The sequence below is a fragment of the Streptomyces sp. NPDC026538 genome (assembly GCF_055567535.1).
The window spans coordinates 20640-40991 of the sequence record NZ_JBVHQG010000008.1 but is presented as its reverse complement, the minus strand read 5'-3'; the positions used below and the strand labels follow the sequence as shown (position 1 = coordinate 40991).

Here is a 20352-nt window from a genome sequence, read left to right as displayed (position 1 = left end):
GCGCAGCTACTTACTCGTCGAGGAACTGGAGGGCGTGCTTGAGGAACCGCTCGGGGTACTGGAAGTGGGCTCCGTGTCCGGCGTCGGGGTAGATCAGCAGCTGGGCGTTGGGGATGTTCTGGGCGAGGTGCCAGGAGTTGATCGAGGCGATCATCACGTCGTTCTCGCCGTTGAAGACCAGCGTCGGCTGGGTGATCGCGTTCAGGTAGGCGTAGCGATTCTCGCCCGGCAGCGGCTCCGCATAGGCCATGGACGCTTCGAACTGCGCCTGCCCGACTGCGGGCGAGCTCGGCGGGTCCTGGTCGGCCCGCTGGTGGCGTCGCTCCCAGAAGGCCCGGCCCGCTTCGACCGCGGCTTGTGAGCGGCCGAAGAACAGGAAGAGGAAGTCCTCCAGGCCGGGGACCGGGTTCAGCGCCACCTCGGGCACCTTGGGGTCCATCGTCGGGTCCCCGCCGCAGAGGCCGGTGCCGAGCAGGAGGAGCTGCGCGATCGAGCCGCAGGCCCCCGTTCTCGCAGGTCACGCCTCTGTATTGCGAGAACGAGCCATCAGATGGTGCGGCCGGCATCACGCGACACTACTGTCAGGCGGTCTCTTTCAGCTGCGGGGAGGAGTCCTCCACCCGCAACACATAGGCCGCAGCCCCGGCGTAGGAAGCCTCGACGACAAGAACGGCGATCAGCAGAGCATGGGGCCACCCATCCGCCACGATGCTGACCAGGCGCCCCACAGCCAGGCCGCTCATGAAGGTGAACAGCGTGATGAGCGAAGTCCTGGTGTAACGCGTGTTAAAGGCTCCCAGGCAGAACAAGATCGCCATGGCTACGAACAGTGACCCCGAGCCGCTCCTGAAAATGTTCGCCTCCGATGGCGACCGGATGTCGACCCCGTAGACGTCGAGCAAGAGGTGGGGAGCCAAGAGATAGATCAACCCGATCACGGCGATCCCGAGGCCCGCGGAACCAAGAACCAGCTTTTTCAGGCGCATCTTTCTGATACCTCCGGCTTGGGAGCTCATCGAAGAAGCTCCGGAATACGCGGCACGAACTGCTCGTGGTGCTCGTGGTGCTGGAAGACGCCGCCATGGCCGGCATCGGGGTAGATCCGAAGTGAGGCGTTGGGCAGGCGATGCGCGAGGTCGGACGATGCTCGTGTTGGAAGCCTGCGGTCGTCCTCGCCGTACGCGACCAGAACGGGATGCCGGATCAAGGAGAAGTCCATCGGTGCTTGATTTCCCCAGCGAAGAGTCGCCTTGAGCTGGGCAGCGACCCTCTCGGTGAGGTGCCGGACACAGCCTCGAGGTTCGGACCCGGACGGGCGGGGCGCGGCCCTCCGGCCGGGAGCCGGCGGCCGGGGCTGCCGTTGGGCGTGCCCGGCCGCCGCAGGGACCCTGGTGGGCCGCCGAGGATGGCACCGGCCCAGGCTGTCGCGGCGCCTACGGGCGCCCAGTGGGGCGCTGCGGTCGGTCGTGGGCGCGGCCGGGGCCATCAGAGGGCTTCGCTGACCCGGCCGATGTACTCACCCAGCTGGTACTCGACGTCGAGGCCCTTTTCGGCAACCAGGGCGCCGATTCCGACCGCACGCGCGGCGAATCCCGGCTGCGTCAGGGTGCCCGCGAACTCGCCGAAGGCGGCGACCAGGTGGGCGTCCGGCGGCAGTGTCGCCCGGTTGACCTGGGACTTCGCGGTCGCCAGTGCATGCCGGTCGAAGGAGGCGAGGCGGGCGACGGTCGCGTCGACGAAGGCGTCGAGTTCCGCGTCGGGCAGGGTCCGGGTGACCCATCCCCAGCGTTCGGCCAGGTCGGCGTCATAGTCGGCGCTGGTCAGGATGGCCTCCAGGGCGCGGTCGCGGCCGATGGAGCGCGGGAGCCGCTCGGCGCCGCCTCCGCCGGGGACGAGGCCGAGGCCGACCTCGGGCTGGCCGAAGAACGCCTTCTCGCGGCTGGCGTAGCGCAGGTCGCAGGCGAGGGCCAGCTCGTTGCCGGCGCCGCGGGTACGGCCTCGGATGGCCGCGATGCTGACGAACGGAGCCTTGCTCAGCCGCAGGACCATGTCGGTCCACAGCGGGTTGTCGTCCTCGTGCTCGGGCACGGGAAGGTCGGCGGCCGCGGCGGCGTCGAAGTGGTTGATGAAGAAGTCGGGAAGTTCGCTGGCGAAGACGACGACCTGGATGTCCGGGTCGTTCTCCAGCTCCGAGACGATCTTGTGCAGCGTCACGATGGACTCAGGAATCACCAGGTTCACGGGGGGATTCGAGAACGTGATCCTCGCGATCCGCGGGGTCGTCCGCTCCAGGCGGATCGTGCTGGGCTGGCTCATGGCCTGGTTTCCATTTCATAGGGGCTCGGGCTTGCATGACCGTGATCGCGTCCGGCGACCACGGAACTGTTGCGCCTGGTGGGGTGCGGGTGTCGCCGACTTGTCCGTCGGAGCGGCGTCGGCTGGGCCGGCCCCGCCTGCACCTGTGCGGCATGGTGTGGGCTGTGTTCGTTCGAGCTGATGGCGAGCCATCGCTTGGTTCCCATCATTTACCTTACGGCCATAATGCAATAGGCCGGGAAACGCTCAGCAGGCAAGACCCGACACACGGGGCGAGCCACCGGCCAGCCGTTTTCGCCTGGATGGCCGACCGGCGAACCGAGCCGTCGAGACCGTCCGGCGGCGCACGAGAAAGAAGGCCAGGCGGGCAGAAGAGCTCCTCGCTTTTGAACGAGGCCGCCGCCGAGGTCTTAGCGGATGGAGGGGAGGGTGGCGGTGACGATCAGGTTGTCGAGCGCGGTGATGACTCCGGCCGTGCCGGTCATGACCGCGGCCCCGACGGCACTGCCTCCCGAACCGGTTGCTTGTGATGCCGTGTCAGGACGTCCCCTTGGCGGACGCGCCTGGCGATTGGCCGGCGAGGGCGGGCCCTCCTCAGGGGAGCTGCGGGTAGAGCGCCGAGACACCCCCGGACAGTGCCGCCTGCGCCTGGCGGGCCGCGTTGTCGGCGAGGATCTCGTAGGCGCCGGCGGCGATGCCGTCCACAGCGATGCGCGCGATGTCGGCCGGGTCGGACTTGGCCGCGTCGACGGTTCGGACCATGTCGGTGTCCATGTAGCCGACGTGCAGACCGGCCACGCGGATGCCCTGGTCGGCCAGTTGCACGCGCAGGGTGTTGGTAAGTGACCACTCCGCGGATTTGGCGGCGCAGTAGGCGCCGAACTCCGGGAAGCTGACCCAGGACAGGCCGGACAGGACGTTCAGCATGGCCCCGCCACCGTTGGCCGCGATCTGGGGTGCGAAGGCGCGGGCCACCGTCAGGGTGCCGAGGTAGTGGGTGTTCATCTCCAGGCGGATGTCGTCCAGGTCGGCGGTGAGCAAGTCGGCGCCGGTGGAAGATCCCGCGTTGTTGACCAGGATGGTCACATCGCCGGTGGCCGCGGCGGCGGCCGCGACGGAGGCGGGGTCGGTGATGTCGAGCGCGATCGGCTTGGCGCCGGGCAGGTCGACCTGGTCGGGGTTGCGGGCGCCGGCGTAGACGGTTGCGCCGCGGCTGAGCAGTTCGGCGGCGAGGGCCCGGCCGAAGCCCCGGTTCGCTCCGGTGACAAGGGCGGTGCTGGCGGAGAGGTCCATGAAGGTTCCCGATGAAGTGGAGAGGAGATGACCAGAGCACTGAGGGCGTGACCCGACGCGGCCCCAGTCCATTAAATTACGATCGTAAGAGTAAGCAGGTCGAGTCAGTGATCGCAACCGATCCGCCTGGTGAATGACGCTGAGCCGGGCCTCTTGCCGGAACACTGTCAAGGAGCTGATCGATGCGGGCAAGGCCAAGCACTTCGGCCTGAGCGAGACCGGCCCGCAGACCATCCGCGGGGCGCAGGTGGTGCGGCCGGCCTCCGTCCTTCAGGCTGGTACTCCTGTTCGAGCGGGACGTCGAGCAGCTCTTCCGGTCCTCGACGAACTGGGCGTCGGCTTCGTCGCCTACTCATCTCTCGGCCGCGGCTTCATCACCGGCACCGCCACACCCGCCGGCGAACGCGACGTAGCCGACATGCGCAACAGTTCTTCAGATCCGTACGGCCGCAGACGGTGTGCATTCCTGCCGTCTCGAAGAAAGTGAACGGACGCATCTCCAGGCACGTCTGACCGGCGATTCCCGTCGCACGCCGCGCCAACTCTTTGCACCAGCAGGCGAGCAGCCTTCGCACGGGCCGCAGAAGGGACAGTTCGGTCGAGCCCGTAGGGCGAAGGGTTCCCCTGCACACCGAGGCATTGCCGGCGCCGGTCTCCGTGGCGTGAGCCGCCCCCACTCATGTGGCAAAGGCGCTCAGGGGCGCAGCCTGGGAGGCCCGTTGGCACGCAGGGACATGTCGCACACATCTCACAGGCTGTTGACAGGCCATCACAGAGTCCGTGATTCTCCTGATCACAACACGGCGCATCACCACAACAGCGGCTTGCAGCTACCTGCACCCTTCCGCGAGGTCCGGCTGGAACCTCACGGTCCGTGCCTAGCTCGTCGTCCGCGTTGATCCGCCAAGCCCCCGACGCAGCACCCTGTGCATCGAGTGGCAGCAGATGCGAACAGCCCCATGTGCTGTGTGCCGTGCTCCCCCGGGCGCCACACCCGTTGGCCCTTGCCCACCATCGCCATCCCGTGACCGGCCGGACCCGCCTGCCGGCACCGGCCGCTGCGCGCCGCGCCGTCACCCACCCTCAATGCCCGGAGGTTCCGTGCACTCGCCTTTCTCCCCGCCCCCCTGGCCGCCCGTCGGCCCCGCTCCCGTCGCACCATGCCGGACCGTCAGCTCGACCCCATAGGTTCGGACGCGAGACGCCCCGTGATCATGGCCTTCCTCATCTTCATCGGAGGGTTCCTGTTGTGGATCTTCACTCTCGCCACGGCGGAGGGGGAGAACCCGTTCTATGAACCCCGAACACCACAGCTCGCTTGACGAAGGACATAGAGGCACCCCCCGCATGGATGAACGGCCACCGGTTCGGCCCGCACGGTTTCACTCGCCGTCGGGCACCATCGAGACCACGACCTTGCCGGCCTTGGTGCGGCCCTGTTCGACGTACGCCATCGCCTCGAGCGTCTGGTCGAAGGGGAAGGTGCTGTCGATGACCGGGCGGAGCTTCCCGCTGTCGTAGAGGGCGCCGAGTTTGCGCAGCTGGGAGCCGTTGGCCTGCATGAAGAGGAACTCGTAGCGCACGCCCAGCGCCCTGGCCCGCTTGCGGATCTTGCGGCTGAGGGTGTTCATGACCAGGCCCAGGACGGAGGGTGCGCCGAGTTGCTTGGCGAAACCGGCGTCGGGCGGGCCGACGACACTGATGGCCAGGCCGCCGGGCTTCAGTACGGTCAGTGACTTCTCGAGGTTCGCCCCGCCCAGGGAGTCCAGCACCAGGTCGTAGCCCGAGAGCACCTTGGAGAAGTCTTCCTTGGTGTAGTCGACGACGACGTCGGCGCCGAGGCTCCTGACCAACTCCTCGGACCTGGTGTTCGCGGTCGTCGCCACCGTGGCGCCGAGGTGCTTGGCAAGCTGGATGACCGTCGACCCGAGGCCGCCGGCTCCGGCGTGGACGAGCACTTTCTGCCCCGGCTTCACGTGCGCGCGCTCGACGAGGATCTGCCAGGCGGTCAGGGCCACCAGCGGCACCGCGGCCGCCTCCTCCAGGGAGAGTGAGGCCGGCTTGGGGGCGACATCGTCCGCGTCGATCGCGATGAACTCCGCGAAGCCCCCGACCCGCAGGTCGCGCGGGCGGGCGTAGACCTCGTCGCCGACCTTGAAGCCGTGTACGGCGGAGCCGACCTGTGTCACGACGCCGGCCACGTCGTGGCCGAGCACGAACGGGCGCTTGTACTTCAGGATCTGCTTGAACTCCCCGTTGCGGACCATCTTGTCCAGCGGGTTGATGCCGGCGGCGCTCACTCTGACCAGAACGTCGCGGGCTCCGACGGTGGGCTCGGGCACGTCGGCGGCGCGGGCGCCGTCCTTGCCGTACTTCTCGACGACGAATGCCTTCATGGCGGCCGCCTTTCTGCGTGGGTGTCTCGGTGGTCGGTGTGATTCTTGGGACGGTCCCCTGTGCGCCTGCTTCTCGTCTGCGGCCGGGTTGACGTGCCGACCATGACGGTACTAGCTGAGTATAGAAAAGTAAACTCAGAGGAGGTTAGAATCCCCCCTATGGACGCAACGACCGAAGCCCTGCAGGACGACGCCGGCACGTTTCCCCATCTCGACCGGGACACGTCGAACTGCTCGATCGCCCGCACCCTTGAGGTCGTGGGCGAGAAGTGGACGATCCTGATCCTGCGCGAGGTCTGGTACGGCTCGTCCCGTTTCAGCGAGTTCGAACGCGTCCTCGGCTGTCCTCGCAACCTCCTCGCGGCGCGACTCAAGATGCTCGTGGAGGAAGGGATCCTGGCCACCGAGACCTACAAGGAGCCGGGCTCGCGGAGTCGGCCGAAGTACGTGATCACACCCAAGGGTGCGGATCTGGTCCCGGCCGTGATGGGGCTCCTGCAGTGGGGGGACCGCTACCGCGCCGACCCGGAGGGCCCGGCCATGCTGTCCCGGCACCGTGGATGCGGCGCGCACGTCGACGCCCAGATCCGCTGCGACCAGGGCCACGCCGTACAGCCGGAAGACATCGAGAGCATCCCCGGCCCCGCTTTTCGCCTGAGGCCCGCCGAGTGAACTGAGCGCGGTGGCGCCGGGAGCTCGCGACGGGCTCGGTCCGACCAGGTGCGCTCGCGCTCGCCCGGGCCGGCCCGGGTCCGCGTTCTGGCGGTCGCCGCCGGGACGCCCTGGACCACCAGTGGCGATTGCGGAAGCGTCGGTCGCCGGACGTGGGCCAGGCGGCGCCGAGAATCAAACAACGCCCGTTCCCGCCCCCGCCGAGCACGGCCCTGAAGCGGTCACGCACCCACCACCTCTCCAGGCAGGTCACGCCACAGGCGCAGGCAATGCCCGCACAATTAGCGCGGCAATCACGGCGGCGCGGGCGGCGGGCACGGTCAGAACCCTGCGCCCCGGCTCGACCGTCGTCATCCTGAGCTGCGCCTCCAGCGCCAACACGACTGCGATCGCGCAGACCGAGTAGCGCAGCCGCGAGCGGGGTGTCGCGAACGCCTTGCGCACCGGGGCGCGGATCGTCGCCGCCCGAGAGGGGGAGTTCCGCCCACGCCCCGAAGCGGAGCGGGATCAGGCCGGATCGACGAAGATGTCGAGGGCGAGATCCCCCTCGAAGCCGGCAGGGCTGTACTCGGAGAGGTCGGCGACGCCTTCGTCCGACAGGACCTCGTCGTCGATGAGCAGGTTGCCGGTGCACTTGCGCGCGTCACGCGTGAGGACGGCGTACGCGGCGTCAGCCATGATCTGCGGACTACGGGCCTGCCCGGCGCCGCCGACCACGTTGCGTACGGCGGCCGTGTCGATCAGCGTTCGCGGCCACAGCGAGTTGGCGGCGATGCCGTCGGCGGCGAGCTCCTCGGCGAGCCCGATGGTGCACAGACTCATCCCGTACTTCGACAGCGTGTAGCCGAGATGCCTGCCCACCCAGTGCGGCGCGAGGTTCAACGGCGGCGAGAGGGTGAGGATGTGCGGGTTGTCCGCTTCCCGCAGGTGCGGGATCGCGGCCTTGCTCAGCAGGAACGTGCCGCGCGTGTTGATGTTCTGCATCAGGTCGTACCGCTTCATCTCCAGCTGCTCCGTCGACGACAGGTTGATCGCGCTGGCGTTGTTCACCACGATGTCGATGCCGCCGAAGGCAGTGACCGCGGCGTTGACGGCGGTGCGTACGTCGTCCTCGTTGCGGACGTCACCGACGACGGCCAGCCCCTTGCCGCCCGCGCGCTCGATCTCCTCGACCGCGGTGTGAACCGTGCCTTCGAGCTTCGGGTGCGGTACGGCGGTCTTGGCGAGCATCACCACGTTCGCACCGTCGCGGGCCGCGCGCAGGGCGATGGCGAGTCCGATGCCGCGGCTGCCTCCCGACATCAGGACGGTCTTGCCGGCCAGCGTCCGTGTCATGGTCGAACCTCCACAATCGATTGGTCAACTAATCATATGCGATGCGAATGATACGGTCCGCGCATGACTTCCACTCCCGCACGCCAGAGCGACCGGCTCTACCACGAGCTCCTCGCCCCCAAAGAGACCCAGTCCGTACGCGCCGCCGTGCGCCGGATCGCGGAGCAAGAAGTGGCTCCGCACGCCGCAGCGATCGCGAACGGCGACGAGCGCACCGACGGCTTCCCCCGGCAGGTGTTCGACGCGCTCGCATCGGCGGGGGTCTTCCGGATCCCCTTCCCCGGCGAGGTCGGCGGCGACGGTCTGACCCACCCGGCGACTGCCACCGCCGCGGCGATCGAGGAACTGGCCTACTACTCCAGCAGCGTCGCGGCCGTCTTCGACGTGCACTGCATCCTGGCGGGCAACGCACTGCGGCAGGGCACCGAGGAGCAGCAGCAGCGCTGGCTGCCCAAGGTCGCGGAGGGTTCCGTGGTCGGCGCGTTCGCCACCACCGAGCCGGACGCCTCCAGCGACCTGTCTCCGCAGGCCGTTCGAACCGAGGCCGTACGCACCGAGACCGGATGGGTGCTGAACGGCCACAAGCGGTGGATCTCCAACTCGCCCGTGGCCGCGTTCGTGGTGGTTCTCGCCCGCACCGGCGAGCGGCTGAGCATGTTCATCGTCGACACAGCACTTCCGGGCGTTCACGTCGGCCTCGCCGACCGCAAGATGGGCAACCGCGGCCAGCTCACCGCGGACATCCGCTTCTCGGACGTACACCTGTCCGACGACGACCTCCTCGGCGGCACCGAGGGACACGGACTGCGCCATGCACTGACCACCCTCACCTACGGCCGGATCGGCATCGCGGCCGTCGGGGTCGGCATGGCACAGGCCGCCTTCGATCACACCGTGGCCCACCTGTCGACGCGCCACGCCTTCGGCAAGCCGGTGGCCGCCAACCAGCACTGGCAGTTCCTGCTCGCCGAGCGGGCCACCGAGATCGACAACGCCCGCACCCTCGTCACCAAGGCGGCCCTTCGCTTGGACGCTGGCAACCCGTCCCCGGAACCCGAGGCCGCGATGGCGAAGTACTACGCCACCAAGCTGTCGGTGGACATGGCACGCGACGCCGTCCAGGCTTTCGGAGGCCTCGGCTTCGCCCGCGAACTGGGTGCCGACGGCAGCCCCGGCCCCGTCGAGGCGATCTACCGGGACAGCAAGATCGGCGAGATATACGAGGGCACCAACGAGATCCAGAAGTGGGTCATCGCCCGGCAGATCTTCGGCCGGACCGTCGTCGGCTGACGGCCCCGCCGCGTTCCCTGCCCTGCGAGCCCCTCTCCTGCGCACCGAGATCGCCGCCCGGACCGGCCGCCTCCGGCGTTCTCGTACGATGGACCCAGACGATACGCAGGGCTAACCATAGGCGGGATAAACGATGTCCGAGGCTCCGCTGGTACCGGGGACAGTGGCTGAACACACCATCTGCCTGCTGGTCAAACTCGGGCAGGTGGCTTTCAGGATCGCCGAAGACGGCATCAGCGGTACCGGCCTGCGAGTGCGCCACTACAGCGTCTTGCAGGCCCTGGCCGACAACGGGGCCATGCCGCAGCTGGCGCTCGGCTCGTTCCTGCGCATCGACCCGGCAACGATGGTGACGAGTCTCGACGACCTTGAGCGGGCCGGATACGCCGAGCGGACACGCGATCCGCAGGACCGACGCCGCTACGCCGTCAACATCACGGACGACGGGCGCAAGGTCCTGGCCGACCTCAACCGCACACTCGTCGGCCTCGACACCGAAATCCTCCCCGACCTCGGCACCACTGAGCGGCACTCGCTACACGCCCTGCTGAGCAGCCTTGCCGAGAGTCCCGCTCTCACCGCCATGTTCGACGCCGTCCGCGAGCAGAGCGGCGCGAAAAGGGCTTGACGTGCTCCCTGACCCAGGCCGTGTCTGATAACTGATCTTATGGTTGGTCGGGGTGAGTTGCCGGATGCGGCGTGGGAGCGGATGGCTCCGCTGCTGCCGGTTGCGGATGGTCGTGGGCGGTCTTGGCGGGAACACCGGCAGGTCGTGAACGGCGTGTTGTGGCGGTTGCGGACAGGAGCGCCCCAGCAACACGGCCGGGTGCAGATACTCTTGCCCGGTCACAGCCTGGGCACCCGCGCAACCCCCTCGGCTTCGCCGACGCCCTGAGCCAGCACGGTCTGCCCGCCCGCGCAGCCCGGAACACCGCCATGATGGACGCCCTCGTAGACCTGCCGCCCATGGTCATCACCGACCTGCTCGGCATCCAGCCCAAGGCAGCCGAACCCTGGGCCACCCTCGCGGGCGGGAGCTGGTCCGAATACTTGGCAGCGCGGCAGTCCGCCCCGCCGGGCATGCCCGTCTGTGGCCCGAGGGGCCGATGGAACCGACCGTAGCGATCCTGCCGCTCTTCGACGAGGAGCCCTCCCAGCCAGTCGCCGACCGCCTGCGCGCAAAGCTGGAAGACATCGTCAGGCAGGACCACCTCCTGGCCCCGGCCGCCGACTCCGCTTCTGGGCCCGTATGGTCGCCCAGCGGCGCCTCAGCGCCACCGTCCAGGACCGCCCGGCGCCGGGAAGGCCATCATCGCCCGGCTCCTCACGGGCGGCCGCGACATGGCATTCGAGCCGGTGCCGGCCACCTTCCCGGCTCAGCAGAACCACCCCCGACCACCGATGGTAAGTGGATCGACTTGCCTTAAAGGTGGTGTGGGAGTTACCTTCCGATGGTGAGTCCATCGACTTACCTTACTTCTCGGCAAGGAACAGGGAACATGAATCGTCTTGCGGGCAAGCGCGCCCTCATCACCGGCGGCACCAGCGGGATCGGCCTGGAGACCGCACAGCGTTTTGTGGCGGAGGGAGCCGACGTGCTGGTCACGGGCGTCACCCCGGCCAGCATCGACAAGGCGCGGCAGATCCTCGGGGACAAGGTGCCCGTCGTGCAGGCCGACGCCCGCGATCTCGATGCGCAGCGCGCCCTGGCCAAGCAGGTGGGTGAGCACTTCGGAAAGCTGGACGTGGTGTTCCTGAACGCCGGTGTCTCGGACTGGCGGCCGTTCGAGGACCACACGGAGGACAGCTTCGACCGGCTCTTCGACATCAACGTCAAGAGCGTCTTCTTTCTCACGCAGGCCCTGGTGCCCGTGCTGGCCAACCCGTCCTCGGTCATCCTCAACGCGTCCAGCAGCGCGCACGGCGGCTACGGGAACTCGAACGCCTACGCCGCGACGAAGGCGGCTGTCGGCTCCCTGATGCGGTCGTGGAACGCGGACCTGCTCAAGTCGCACGGCATCCGGTTCAACGCGGTCAGCCCCGGCCCGGTGGACACCCCGCTGTACGCCAAGCTCGGGATCGAGGACCCCGCGGTGCAGGCGGCGGTCCTGGAGGGGATCAGCGCCGGCATCCCGCTGGGCCGCATGGGTCTGCCGGAGGAGGTCGCGGAAGCCGTCGTGTACCTGGCCTCCGACGCCTCCGCCTTCGCGGTGGGCCAGGACCTTATCCTGGACGGCGGCCAGACCGTCCTCTGACAGCGAGGACGCGGCCGGGAGACGGGCGAGGGGCGTGGGCATGGCGGTGGCGGAACGAGCGGAAACCGGTGGCGAAGCGAGCCAGGCCGGGTATCACGCGCAGATCAAAGCGGAGAACCGCGCCCGCATCATCCGCGCCGCCCGCGACCTCTTCCTCGCCCGGGGATACGACAAGACCTCCCTGGCCCAGATCGCCAAGGAGGCCCGCGTCTCCACCGGCACCCTCTTCAAGCGGTACCCCTCCAAGGCCGCGCTGTTCGCGGCCGTCACCTCCGAACAATGGCAGCTGGATGTGGAGTACGCCGCGCCGCCACCGCCCGGCGACCCCCGGTACGGTCTGGACCACATCGGCCGCGACTACGCCTGCCTGGTCGCGCGTCCGGGCACGGCGGCGCTGTGCCGCCTCATCATCACCGAGCTGCCCCAGATGCCGGAACTCGCCGACATCGTCGGCACCGGCTTCGCCATCGACCGGGGCCCCTTCTTCGACCGGCTCCGCGACTACCTGGAGGCCGAGGCACAGGCGGGCACACTCGACTTCCGTTCGGCCGACGGACAGCCGCTGTCGGCATCCGAAGTGGCCGAACAGTTCCTCGGCATGATCTGCAGCCAGTTCCTGTGGCCTCAACTCGTACGGACCGACTTCGTCCCGCCCAACCCCACCGACGCCGCGATCGTGGACGAAGCGGTCGCCCTCATGCTCAGCCGCTACGGCACCGGATCCTGAACTCCGGACCTCCGGTTCACGCCGCAAGGATTTCGACACGTCGCCCTACCGTCGGCAGCGCTCGCGGTCGTCCGTCCAGGAGGTGGGCAGATACAGCCGCCGGTCGATCAGCGTGCGTCCGCGGCCGGTGGCGTAGGCGAGGAACACACCGATCCGGCAGTTCTCGAAAGCCGCCGGCAGCACGCCTCCGCGAGAGCGTCACCCATGTCGAGCCCTCATAGCGCTACATGTTGATCATGTGGCCGGCGAGGCCGTGGACGGCTTCCTTGACCGCCTCGCCGAGGGTCGGGTGGGCGTGGACGTTGCGGGCGACCTCGTGGACCGTGAGGTCCCACTGCTGGGCCAGGGTCAGCTCGGGGAGGAGTTCGGTGGCGTCGGGGCCGATGAGGTGGCCGCCGAGGAGCTCGCCGTACTTGGCGTCGCTGATCAGCTTCACGAACCCGGTCGCATCGCCCAGGCCATGGGCCTTGGCATTCGCGGTGAACGGGAACTTGGCCACCTGGACGTCGAAGCCCTTCTCCCTGGCCTGTGCCTCGGTGTAGCCGAAGCTGGCGATCTGAGGCTGGCAGAAGGTGGACCGCGGGATCATCACGTAGTCCAGCTCCATGGTCTCCGCGTCCGCGATCGTCTCCGCGGCGACCACGCCCATGGCCTCGGCGGCGTGCGCGAGCATCAGCTTCGCGGTGACGTCACCAATGGCGTAGATGTGCGGGACGGAGGTGCGGCAGCGGCCGTCGACGTCGATCGCGCCCCGTTCGGTGACCCGCACTCCGGTGTTCTCCAGGCCGTAGCCGGTGACGTTCGGCGCGAAACCGATCGCCTGCAGGACCTTGTCGGCCTGAAGGACCTGCTGGGCGCCGTCCTTGCCGGTGACCGTGACACGGACCTGCGCGCCCGACTCGTCGATCGACTCGACGCGGGTCGAGGTGAGGACGTCGATGCCCGACTTCCGGTACTGCTTGGCGAGTTCGGCGGAGACCTCGGCGTCTTCCAGCGGGGCGATCCGGTCCAGGAACTCGACGATGGTGACCTTCACACCGTAGTTGTGCAGGATGTACGCGAACTCGACGCCGATGGCGCCGGCTCCCGCGATCACGATCGACTGCGGCAGGTCCTCGGCGAGGATCTGCTCCTCGAACGTCACGACACGCGAGGTGCGGCGGGTGCCGGGCAGCAGCTTGGGCGTCGCTCCGGTGGCGATGACGCAGTGGTCGAACCCGACGGTTCGGGTGTTGCCGTCGTAGTCCACGACCTGGAGCGTATGGGGGTCGAGGAACGTGCCGCGCCCACTGATCTCCGTGATCTTGTTCTTCTTCATCAGGTAGTGGACGCCCTTGACCCGGCCGTCCGCGACCTTCCGGCTGCGGCGGAACGCCTCGCCGTAGTCGAAGGAGACCTCGCCGTCGACCTTGATGCCGAAGGTCTTCGCCTCGCGCGTGAAGACGTGCGCGAGTTCGGCGTTGCGCAACAGGGCCTTGGTGGGGATGCAGCCGACGTTCAGACAGACGCCTCCCCAGTACTTCTCCTCGACGACCGCGACCCGCTTGCCCAGTTGTGCGGCCCTGATCGCGGCAACGTACCCGCCGGGGCCCGCGCCGAGTACGACGACGTCGAAGCGCTCACCCTGCTCGTCCATGGACGGCTTCCCTTTCCACTGGTGCGGCCGGCCCCCGCGAGGGGCGGACTCACTCCCGATCGAACCATCTGTTCACCAACCCGCCGGCGGCGGCATCCGCCACCGCCCGCCGCGCGGGGAACCGGTGGAGGCGGCCGTATGGTCCACCGTCTCGGCGGCTTCCCGAACGTCAGCTTCAGCGCCGCGGCGTGGTGATCTATGCCCGCTCAGCCGTCATCGACGGCGGCCCGACGCCCCGTCGACTTCGTGTACTCCGGCCTCGGCGGCACCGAGCCTGAGAGCGTCGAGGCCGAAGGCGGCGACCGGGCCGTGCGCACCGGGCTTGAGTACGGCATCCGGCTGAGCCGCGTGGGCGGCGCCCCACGCCAGGAGGGATCGCGTGCGCCAGTCCACATCCATGAGCCCGCAGCCCCTCTGTCGTCAAGAGCGCTCGAACGAGCGTCTGACCAGTAAAGTTGCGTAGGTAGACCCACTTGTCAAGGGTGACCTGCCGTGCAGGGCGCTGCCCGGTCAGCCCGTGAACCGGGCCCGCACATCCGGCCGTTCGGCCAGGTGCGGTGGGTAGCCGGGGCCCACCCGGGGGTGGGTGTTGTCCAGGGTCATGGGCTCGCCGCAGGCGGCGCACACCACCTCGGCATGCGTCTCCTGCCCGCACGCCTCGTGGCGCATCGTCACCGGCGGGCCCGCTTCGCCGGAGAGCCAGCGGTCCCCCCACCGGTTCATCACCAGCAGCACGCCATAGAAGTCGCGCCCCTTCTCGGTGAGCACGTAGTCATGGCGGACCGGCTCCGTCTGATAGGGCGGCTTCTCCAGCAGCCCCTCCTCCACCAGCCGGCGCAGCCGGTCCGTCAGCGTGTTGCGGGCGATCCCCAGCGACTCCTGGAACGCGTCGAACCGCCGGATCCCGCAGAACGCCTCACGCAGCACCAGCGGCGTCCACCAGTCCCGAGCAGGTCCATGGTGCGCGCGATCGAGCAGGGCCGCTGCGCAAAGGATGTCCGTCTCATGACGGCCGGCATAGGTTCGTCCAGTCGTGAGACCCAGCAGGTGAACCGAACGGCGACCGGTGCGCAGTCTCTTGTGCTCCGTCAATAACGAAGTTATGTTGCCGCCATGAAACGTGACTTGCTGGGCAAGAAGCTGGTTGTTACCGGAGCGGCACGCGGCATCGGTGAGAAGGTGGCCCGCCTGGCCGCCGCCCGAGGGGCCCGGGTGACCGTGATCGGCCTCGAAGCCGATCGGTTGCGCGCCCTCGCCGACGAGCTGGGTGCCGGCGCCGCCTGGCGTGAGGCCGATGTGCGCGACGGGGCTGCTCTACGGTCGGCGATCGACGAGGCCGCCGAGGTCATGGGCGGCGTCGACCTCGTGGTCGCCAACGCCGGCGTCGTGGCGTACGGGACGGTGCGGCAGACGGACGAGGCGTCGTTCGAGCGGGTTCTGGACATCAACCTCAACGGTGTCTTCCGCACCCTCAAGTACGCGACGCCCCATCTGGAGCGCAGCCGTGGCCATGTGCTGGTCGTGGCGTCCGCGCTGTCGTTCATGCCGCTGGCCGCGATGGCCTCCTACGGCGCGAGCAAGGCCGGGGCCGAGTTGCTCGCTCTGACCTACCGACAGGAAGTGGCCCACCTCAGAGTCACGGTCGGCGTGGTACACCCCTCCTGGATCGACACGGATCTCGTCCGGGGCGCCGAGGCGGACCTCCCCTCGTTCCAGGACCTGCGCACACGGCTGCCCTATCCGGGCAACGTCACCACGAGCGCAGACCGGGCGGCCGCAGCGATCGTCGACGGGCTCGTGCGCCGGCGCAGCCGCGTGTATGTCCCGCGTGCGGTCGTCGTGGCCAACTGGGCCAAGGCGGCGCTGAATTCACCGCCGGCGTGGCCCTGGGCGCGGCGCTTCGCGGCCCGGGCGGTGCCGTCCCTCGAACGGGAGGTCGCGGCGCTGGGGAGGCAGGACCAGGTCACGCCGGGCGCAGATGCCCCTGCCGCGGAGACCAGGTCGTCCTAGGTCCTGGGGCAGCACCCAACCGCCCGGCTTCTCAGCGGCCTTGGACGATCGAGTCGTACAGGCGCGCGCCGGCCTCGTGGGAGGCTTCGGCACGTTCGCGCTCGTCACCGAGTCCGACAGTGAAGTTCACACCCATCGGCACGAGGACCTGCGTCACGGCGTCGTCGAACTCGACGAAGTGTTCAGCCAGTTCGAGGGTGATGTAACCGTGCACGTAGCTCCACAGCTGGGCGGCGATGACTTCGGGTTCCTGCCGCTCGACCCTGCCGGAGCGCAGGAGCCGTTCGCACGCCGCGGTGACATGGGCGTGGGCTTCCCGAAAGGCCGGGGAATGCCCGCTCAGGCGGCGGTCCGTATCCGGCAGCGGCCGGTACGTCGCCCGAGTGGACAGTCCGAACATCAGGTCGTAGAGGTGAGGGTTCTCGCGGGCCTGCCGACGGCAGGTCAGGGCCATGGCGAAGAGATCCGCGATCGGGTCCTCCGTCACCGGTACCCGGGCGAACGCCGCGCCGAGTTCCTTGAACCCGTGATCGGCGACAGCGCTCATCAGCTCGGGGATCCCGCCGAAGTGGCTGTAGACCACCATCGTCGACAGTCCGCTCACTGAGGCCACCGTGCGCGCCTTCACAGCCGACGGACCCTGCTCGGCCAGCAGGCCGATGGCCGCCTGCACAAGTCGTTCCGGCGCGTCTTGGAGCCTCGCCCGCCCTGCCATGTTCCGTACGCCTCCACCGTTGACACACCAGAAATAACTTGGTTATGTAATCCTTCACGGCAATAGTACACATCGCATGTGACGTGCCGCCGTCGATACACGCGTCCGCCTTCGGACACGTCATCACGCGCTGGTCCAGTCTCCTGCCGCCCGTGCGGGCACAGCCTGTCGGGGCGAACCCGACCTCATCGCTGCGACACGCATCCGCGGCCGTTTCCACGCACTTTCCCACCCCATGAACTCAGCACGGGAGCAGAACTCATGCCATACAAAGACAAGGGCCGTCTCACGGTCGAAGATCGCGGCGCCGTTCTGATCGCGCGGGTCGACGGCGGCCCGCTCCAGGAGTTCGGCCTCGACATCGCCCAGCAGCTGGAGAAGCTGGTGGCCCGAGCCGACCGTGATCCGAACGTCCGTGCCGTCGTCTTCACCGGGGCACATCCCGAGCGGTTCGTCAGCCATGCCGCGGTCCGGTGGCTGCAGGAAGAGGGAGCCGCGAGTCCTACGGTCGGCCGGCGCGCTGCCTCAGCCGTCGTCCGCATGGCCAAGCACGTGGACCGGTCCCGCCCCCTCGGGTCCGTGATGCGCAGAACCCCGATGCGCGGGGCTCTGCAGCTGGAACGTCTGCACAGGACCTTCCTGCGGATGAACGCCAGCGGTGTGCTCTACGTCGCCGCCCTCAACGGTTCCGCTCTCGGCCTCGGCGCGGAGTTCGCCTGGGCGTGCGATCTACGGGTCATGGCCGAGGGGGAATTCTTCATCGGCCAGCCGGAGATCCTCCTCGGCATCATCCCGGGCGGTGGCGGCACCCAGCGGCTGACCCGCCTGATCGGCACCCACCGGTCCCTGGCCGCGATCCTCGAAGGCAAGCCGTTCACGCCCGCGGAGGCCCTCGCCAACGGGGCGGTGGACAAGGTCGTCGCGCAGGACAAGGTGGTCGCGCAGGCGGTCGAACTCGCCGAGCACTTCGGGAAGCGGTCGAAGGGGTCGGTCGCGGCGGCCAAGAGGTCGGTGTACTTCGGCGGCTCGATGTCACTGGAGGACGGTCTGCACGTCGAACGCGCCGAGTTCTTCGCCCAGATCATGTCAGAGGAAGGCCAGAGGCTGATGCTCGACTACCAGGCCACGACCGCCGCCACCGGCGAACTCCCGCTCTACACGCCGGGCACCTACGCACGAGCCCTCGCCTCGGGCAGCGTGCCGGGCGGTCGCTCCACGAGCGGGCGGTGAACCGACGATGACCACCCAGCAGTCCTTCACCCGTCACGACATCACGTTCCCTTCCGGCGACAGCAACTGCGCCGGCTGGCTCTACCTCCCCACGGGCGTCACGTCTGCGCCCGTCGTCATCCTCGGGCACGGCCTCGGCGCCGTCCGCGAGATGCGCCTGGACGCCTTCGCCGAGCGCTTCGCGCAGGCCGGCATCGCCGCGGTGGCCTTCACCTACCGGCACTTCGGCGACAGCGGCGGCCACCCTCGCCAACTCCTGTCGATCAAGCGTCAGCTCGCCGACTGGGACGCCGCCATCGCCTACGTCAAGGCCCGCACGGACGTCGACCGGGCCCGCATCGCCGTATGGGGCAGCTCGTTCGGCGGCGGCCATGCCATCACCGTCGCCTCCCGCCACCCCGAACTGCGCGCGGCGGTGTCGCAATGCCCCTTCACCGACGGTCTCGCCTCCGCGCTCGCGCTGGGCCCTGTCGCCTCACTCAAGGTCCTCCCCGTGGTCGCCCGCGACCTGGCGGCCAGAGGCCGCGGAAAGCCGCCCGTGATGGTTCCGATCGCCGCCACCCCCGGCTCGTCGGCCCTCATGAACGCCCCGGACGCCCTGCCCGGATACCAGGCGCTCCAGCCTCCGGGAACGACGTTCCGCAACGAGGTGGCGGCGCGGGTCATCCCGACCATCCTCACCTACCGGCCCGGGCGTGCGGCCAAGAAGATCGCCATGCCGATTCTCTTCTGCGTCAGCGACACCGACTCCGTCACGCCTCCCGCCCAGACCCTCCGCTACGCGCGCACCGCACCCAAGGGAGAGATCAAGAGGTACGACGCCGGCCACTTCGACTTCTACACCGGCGAGACCTTCGAAGTACTGGTGCGCGACCAGATCGAGTTCCTCACCCGCCAGCTGAAGCCGGCAGCCGCCGCGTCAGCTCCGTGACCGGACCGCATCACACCCAGACAGGTACGCCCTCGCCATGAATTTCGCATCTCTGCCCGACCGCCGCGCGTCCCTCGACCCCGACGGGGCCGCGGTCTCGGACGGCCGCCAGGCCCTCACCAACGTCCAGTTGCTGCGTCGCGTCCAGGCGGCCACACGTCACCTCCAGGATCTCGGGATCGGCCCCGGCGATGTCGTGGCTCTCAAGCTCACCAATCGCGTGGAGTTCGTGCTTCTGCTGTTCGCCGCCTGGCGGCTCGGCGCCACCATCACGCCGGTCAACCCGAGCATGACCGACATCGAAGTGGCCCGACAGGTCAAGGACTCCCGCGCACGCCTTCTGGTGAGCGAGGACGGCGAGGCCGCGGTGGCGGACGGGACTGCCGTGCTCGCCGTCGGCGAACTGCACGACGACGCAGCGGCGGAGCCGGATGAGGCCCCCCTCCCGGACCCGTCCGCGCTGGCCCTGCTCATCTACACCAGCGGCACGACCGGGGTTCCCAAGGGGGTGATGCTCGATCACGCCAACATCGACGCCATGGCGGACATGGGGCGTCGGGCGCTGGAGGTCGGGCCGGCCGACCGGTGCCTGCTGATCCTGCCGCTCTTCCACGTCAACGGCATCGTGGTCAGCACTCTCGTACCGTTGCTGGCGGGCGCGAGCGTCACCATCGCCGACCGGTTCAATCCCCAGACGTTCTTCGACGTGGTCGAGCGCGAGCGCCCCACGTTCTTCAGCGCCGTGCCGACGATCTACAGCATGCTCGCGGCGCTCCCGGACCAGGTCCGCCCCGACACGTCGTCCCTGCGCTTCGGAGTCTGCGGCGCGGCACCCGCCTCCGCCGAGCTGCTGACCCGGTTCGAGGCCCGTTACGGGTTCCCGCTCGTCGAGGGGTACGGGCTGTCCGAGGGAACCTGCGGCTCCACCATCAATCCTGTCGCGGGCCCTCGACGCGCCGGAACCGTGGGACTGCCCTTCCCCGGCCAGGAGATCCGGGTCGTCGACGCCGACGGCAGCGAGGTGCCGCCGGGCGCGGACGGAGAGGTTGTCGTGCGGGGCCCCAACGTCATGCGGGGCTATCTCGGCCGCCCGGAGGAGACAGCCAAGGTCATCGTCGACGGCTGGCTGCACACCGGCGACGTGGGCCGACTCGACGCCGACGGATACCTGACCCTGGTCGGACGGTCGAAAGACATGATCATCCGGGGTGGGGAGAACATCTACCCCAAGGAGATCGAGGACGTCCTCGTCGGTGACCCGTCGGTGCTCGAAGCCGCCGTGATCGGCGTCCCCGACGAGAAATGGGGAGAGGTCGTCGTCGCCTACGTCCAGCCCCGACCGGGTTCGGCCGTCGATCCGTCGGCACTGCAGTTCCTCTGCGCGCGCAGCCTCACCGGCTTCAAGCGCCCGACCGCGTTCTTCGTGGTGGATGCCATCCCGAAGAACCCGGTCGGCAAGATCGACAAGGTCTCGCTGCGCGCTGCCCACGCCGAGGTCGCCGCGCGGTCCTGACCTCCACGGATGGCGCTTGGGGCTGTCTCCGGT

General features: G+C 68.8%; 22 protein-coding genes and 2 pseudogenes. 12 read left to right on the top strand and 12 right to left on the bottom strand.

Annotation, left to right across the window (positions count from 1 at the left end; translation table 11 throughout):
* Positions 1 to 10: 10 nt before the first annotated feature.
* From ACZ4N4_RS29645 to ACZ4N4_RS29625, 5 genes are all read right to left on the bottom strand, one after another.
* On the bottom strand, positions 11 to 439 hold the full coding sequence (locus ACZ4N4_RS29645; protein WP_467594478.1) for an alpha/beta fold hydrolase: 429 nt from the start codon (positions 437 to 439) through the stop codon (positions 11 to 13).
* 142 nt (positions 440 to 581) lie between these two features.
* On the bottom strand, positions 582 to 986 hold the full coding sequence (locus ACZ4N4_RS29640) for a DUF4345 domain-containing protein (RefSeq protein WP_467594475.1): 405 nt from the start codon (positions 984 to 986) through the stop codon (positions 582 to 584).
* Positions 987 to 1012: 26 nt separating this feature from the next.
* Positions 1013 to 1486, bottom strand: coding sequence for an alpha/beta fold hydrolase (locus tag ACZ4N4_RS29635; RefSeq protein WP_467594472.1), 474 nt, complete (start codon positions 1484 to 1486; stop codon positions 1013 to 1015).
* Complete coding sequence (locus ACZ4N4_RS29630) at positions 1486 to 2316, bottom strand: enoyl-CoA hydratase/isomerase family protein (protein ID WP_467594470.1); 831 nt, start codon at positions 2314 to 2316, stop codon at positions 1486 to 1488. The genes ACZ4N4_RS29635 and ACZ4N4_RS29630 overlap by 1 nt, the downstream gene beginning before the upstream one ends.
* 594 nt (positions 2317 to 2910) lie before the next feature.
* The gene (locus tag ACZ4N4_RS29625) at positions 2911 to 3609 is read right to left on the bottom strand and encodes an SDR family oxidoreductase (protein WP_093903864.1); all 699 of its coding nucleotides are present in this window, start codon (positions 3607 to 3609) and stop codon (positions 2911 to 2913) included.
* A 133-nt stretch (positions 3610 to 3742) separates the two neighbouring features.
* Here ACZ4N4_RS29625 and ACZ4N4_RS29620 point away from each other — a divergent pair, with 133 nt between their 5' ends.
* Together ACZ4N4_RS29620 and ACZ4N4_RS29615 are read left to right on the top strand one after the other, a co-directional pair.
* Positions 3743 to 4096: an aldo/keto reductase gene (locus ACZ4N4_RS29620; RefSeq protein ID WP_467594466.1), complete on the top strand. Its 354-nt coding sequence runs from the start codon at positions 3743 to 3745 to the stop codon at positions 4094 to 4096.
* A 673-nt stretch (positions 4097 to 4769) separates the two neighbouring features.
* Positions 4770 to 4931 (top strand): hypothetical protein, encoded by a 162-nt coding sequence (locus ACZ4N4_RS29615; protein WP_467594463.1) that lies wholly within the window; start codon positions 4770 to 4772, stop codon positions 4929 to 4931.
* Positions 4932 to 4991: 60 nt separating this feature from the next.
* Here ACZ4N4_RS29615 and ACZ4N4_RS29610 read toward each other — a convergent pair whose 3' ends face one another.
* Complete coding sequence (locus ACZ4N4_RS29610; RefSeq protein ID WP_097256921.1) at positions 4992 to 6005, bottom strand: NADP-dependent oxidoreductase; 1014 nt, start codon at positions 6003 to 6005, stop codon at positions 4992 to 4994.
* 159 nt (positions 6006 to 6164) lie between these two features.
* On the opposite strand from ACZ4N4_RS29610, the gene ACZ4N4_RS29605 reads away from it, so the two are divergent.
* Entirely contained in the window at positions 6165 to 6677 is a 513-nt protein-coding gene (locus ACZ4N4_RS29605; RefSeq protein ID WP_101372356.1) for a winged helix-turn-helix transcriptional regulator, read from the top strand.
* Between the two features lie 249 nt (positions 6678 to 6926).
* On the opposite strand, the gene ACZ4N4_RS29600 is transcribed toward ACZ4N4_RS29605, so the two are convergent.
* The gene (locus tag ACZ4N4_RS29600) at positions 6927 to 7121 is read right to left on the bottom strand and encodes a hypothetical protein (protein ID WP_467594460.1); all 195 of its coding nucleotides are present in this window, start codon (positions 7119 to 7121) and stop codon (positions 6927 to 6929) included.
* A 63-nt stretch (positions 7122 to 7184) separates the two neighbouring features.
* Positions 7185 to 8012, bottom strand: coding sequence for an SDR family oxidoreductase (locus tag ACZ4N4_RS29595; protein ID WP_467594457.1), 828 nt, complete (start codon positions 8010 to 8012; stop codon positions 7185 to 7187).
* 63 nt (positions 8013 to 8075) lie between these two features.
* On the opposite strand from ACZ4N4_RS29595, the gene ACZ4N4_RS29590 reads away from it, so the two are divergent.
* From ACZ4N4_RS29590 to ACZ4N4_RS29570, 5 genes and pseudogenes are all read left to right on the top strand, one after another.
* Entirely contained in the window at positions 8076 to 9302 is a 1227-nt protein-coding gene (locus ACZ4N4_RS29590) for an acyl-CoA dehydrogenase family protein (RefSeq protein WP_467594454.1), read from the top strand.
* Positions 9303 to 9435: 133 nt separating this feature from the next.
* Complete coding sequence (locus ACZ4N4_RS29585) at positions 9436 to 9930, top strand: MarR family winged helix-turn-helix transcriptional regulator (protein WP_095851127.1); 495 nt, start codon at positions 9436 to 9438, stop codon at positions 9928 to 9930.
* A gap of 39 nt (positions 9931 to 9969) precedes the next feature.
* Positions 9970 to 10113, top strand: a pseudogene (locus ACZ4N4_RS29580) (transposase); the annotation flags it as partial.
* A gap of 688 nt (positions 10114 to 10801) precedes the next feature.
* Positions 10802 to 11557 (top strand): SDR family oxidoreductase, encoded by a 756-nt coding sequence (locus ACZ4N4_RS29575; RefSeq protein ID WP_467594450.1) that lies wholly within the window; start codon positions 10802 to 10804, stop codon positions 11555 to 11557.
* A 40-nt stretch (positions 11558 to 11597) separates the two neighbouring features.
* Entirely contained in the window at positions 11598 to 12284 is a 687-nt protein-coding gene (locus ACZ4N4_RS29570) for a TetR/AcrR family transcriptional regulator (RefSeq protein ID WP_116130406.1), read from the top strand.
* 51 nt (positions 12285 to 12335) lie between these two features.
* On the opposite strand, the pseudogene ACZ4N4_RS29565 reads toward ACZ4N4_RS29570, so the two are convergent.
* The 3 genes and pseudogenes from ACZ4N4_RS29565 to ACZ4N4_RS29555 form a co-directional block, all read right to left on the bottom strand.
* Positions 12336 to 12449: pseudogene (locus ACZ4N4_RS29565) on the bottom strand (IS701 family transposase); the annotation flags it as partial.
* A gap of 58 nt (positions 12450 to 12507) precedes the next feature.
* Positions 12508 to 13920, bottom strand: a complete 1413-nt coding sequence (lpdA, locus tag ACZ4N4_RS29560) for a dihydrolipoyl dehydrogenase (protein ID WP_467594447.1) — start codon at positions 13918 to 13920, stop codon at positions 12508 to 12510.
* A gap of 510 nt (positions 13921 to 14430) precedes the next feature.
* Positions 14431 to 14847, bottom strand: a complete 417-nt coding sequence (locus tag ACZ4N4_RS29555; protein ID WP_467594444.1) for a winged helix-turn-helix transcriptional regulator — start codon at positions 14845 to 14847, stop codon at positions 14431 to 14433.
* A gap of 186 nt (positions 14848 to 15033) precedes the next feature.
* Between ACZ4N4_RS29555 and ACZ4N4_RS29550 the strand changes: the two genes are divergently transcribed.
* Positions 15034 to 15930 (top strand): short-chain dehydrogenase/reductase, encoded by an 897-nt coding sequence (locus tag ACZ4N4_RS29550; protein WP_467594442.1) that lies wholly within the window; start codon positions 15034 to 15036, stop codon positions 15928 to 15930.
* A 31-nt stretch (positions 15931 to 15961) separates the two neighbouring features.
* Here ACZ4N4_RS29550 and ACZ4N4_RS29545 read toward each other — a convergent pair whose 3' ends face one another.
* On the bottom strand, positions 15962 to 16645 hold the full coding sequence (locus tag ACZ4N4_RS29545; RefSeq protein WP_467594439.1) for a TetR/AcrR family transcriptional regulator: 684 nt from the start codon (positions 16643 to 16645) through the stop codon (positions 15962 to 15964).
* Between the two features lie 261 nt (positions 16646 to 16906).
* On the opposite strand from ACZ4N4_RS29545, the gene ACZ4N4_RS29540 reads away from it, so the two are divergent.
* Genes ACZ4N4_RS29540 through ACZ4N4_RS29530 form a run of 3 tightly spaced genes read left to right on the top strand, consistent with a single transcriptional unit; the run spans position 16907 to position 20319 of the window.
* Complete coding sequence (locus tag ACZ4N4_RS29540) at positions 16907 to 17875, top strand: enoyl-CoA hydratase/isomerase family protein (protein ID WP_467594436.1); 969 nt, start codon at positions 16907 to 16909, stop codon at positions 17873 to 17875.
* Between the two features lie 7 nt (positions 17876 to 17882).
* Positions 17883 to 18806 carry an alpha/beta hydrolase gene (locus ACZ4N4_RS29535; protein WP_095851139.1) on the top strand — a complete coding sequence of 308 codons (924 nt, stop codon included), beginning with the start codon at positions 17883 to 17885 and terminating at the stop codon, positions 18804 to 18806.
* A gap of 37 nt (positions 18807 to 18843) precedes the next feature.
* Positions 18844 to 20319, top strand: coding sequence for a class I adenylate-forming enzyme family protein (locus tag ACZ4N4_RS29530; RefSeq protein WP_467594434.1), 1476 nt, complete (start codon positions 18844 to 18846; stop codon positions 20317 to 20319).
* Positions 20320 to 20352 lie beyond the last annotated feature (33 nt).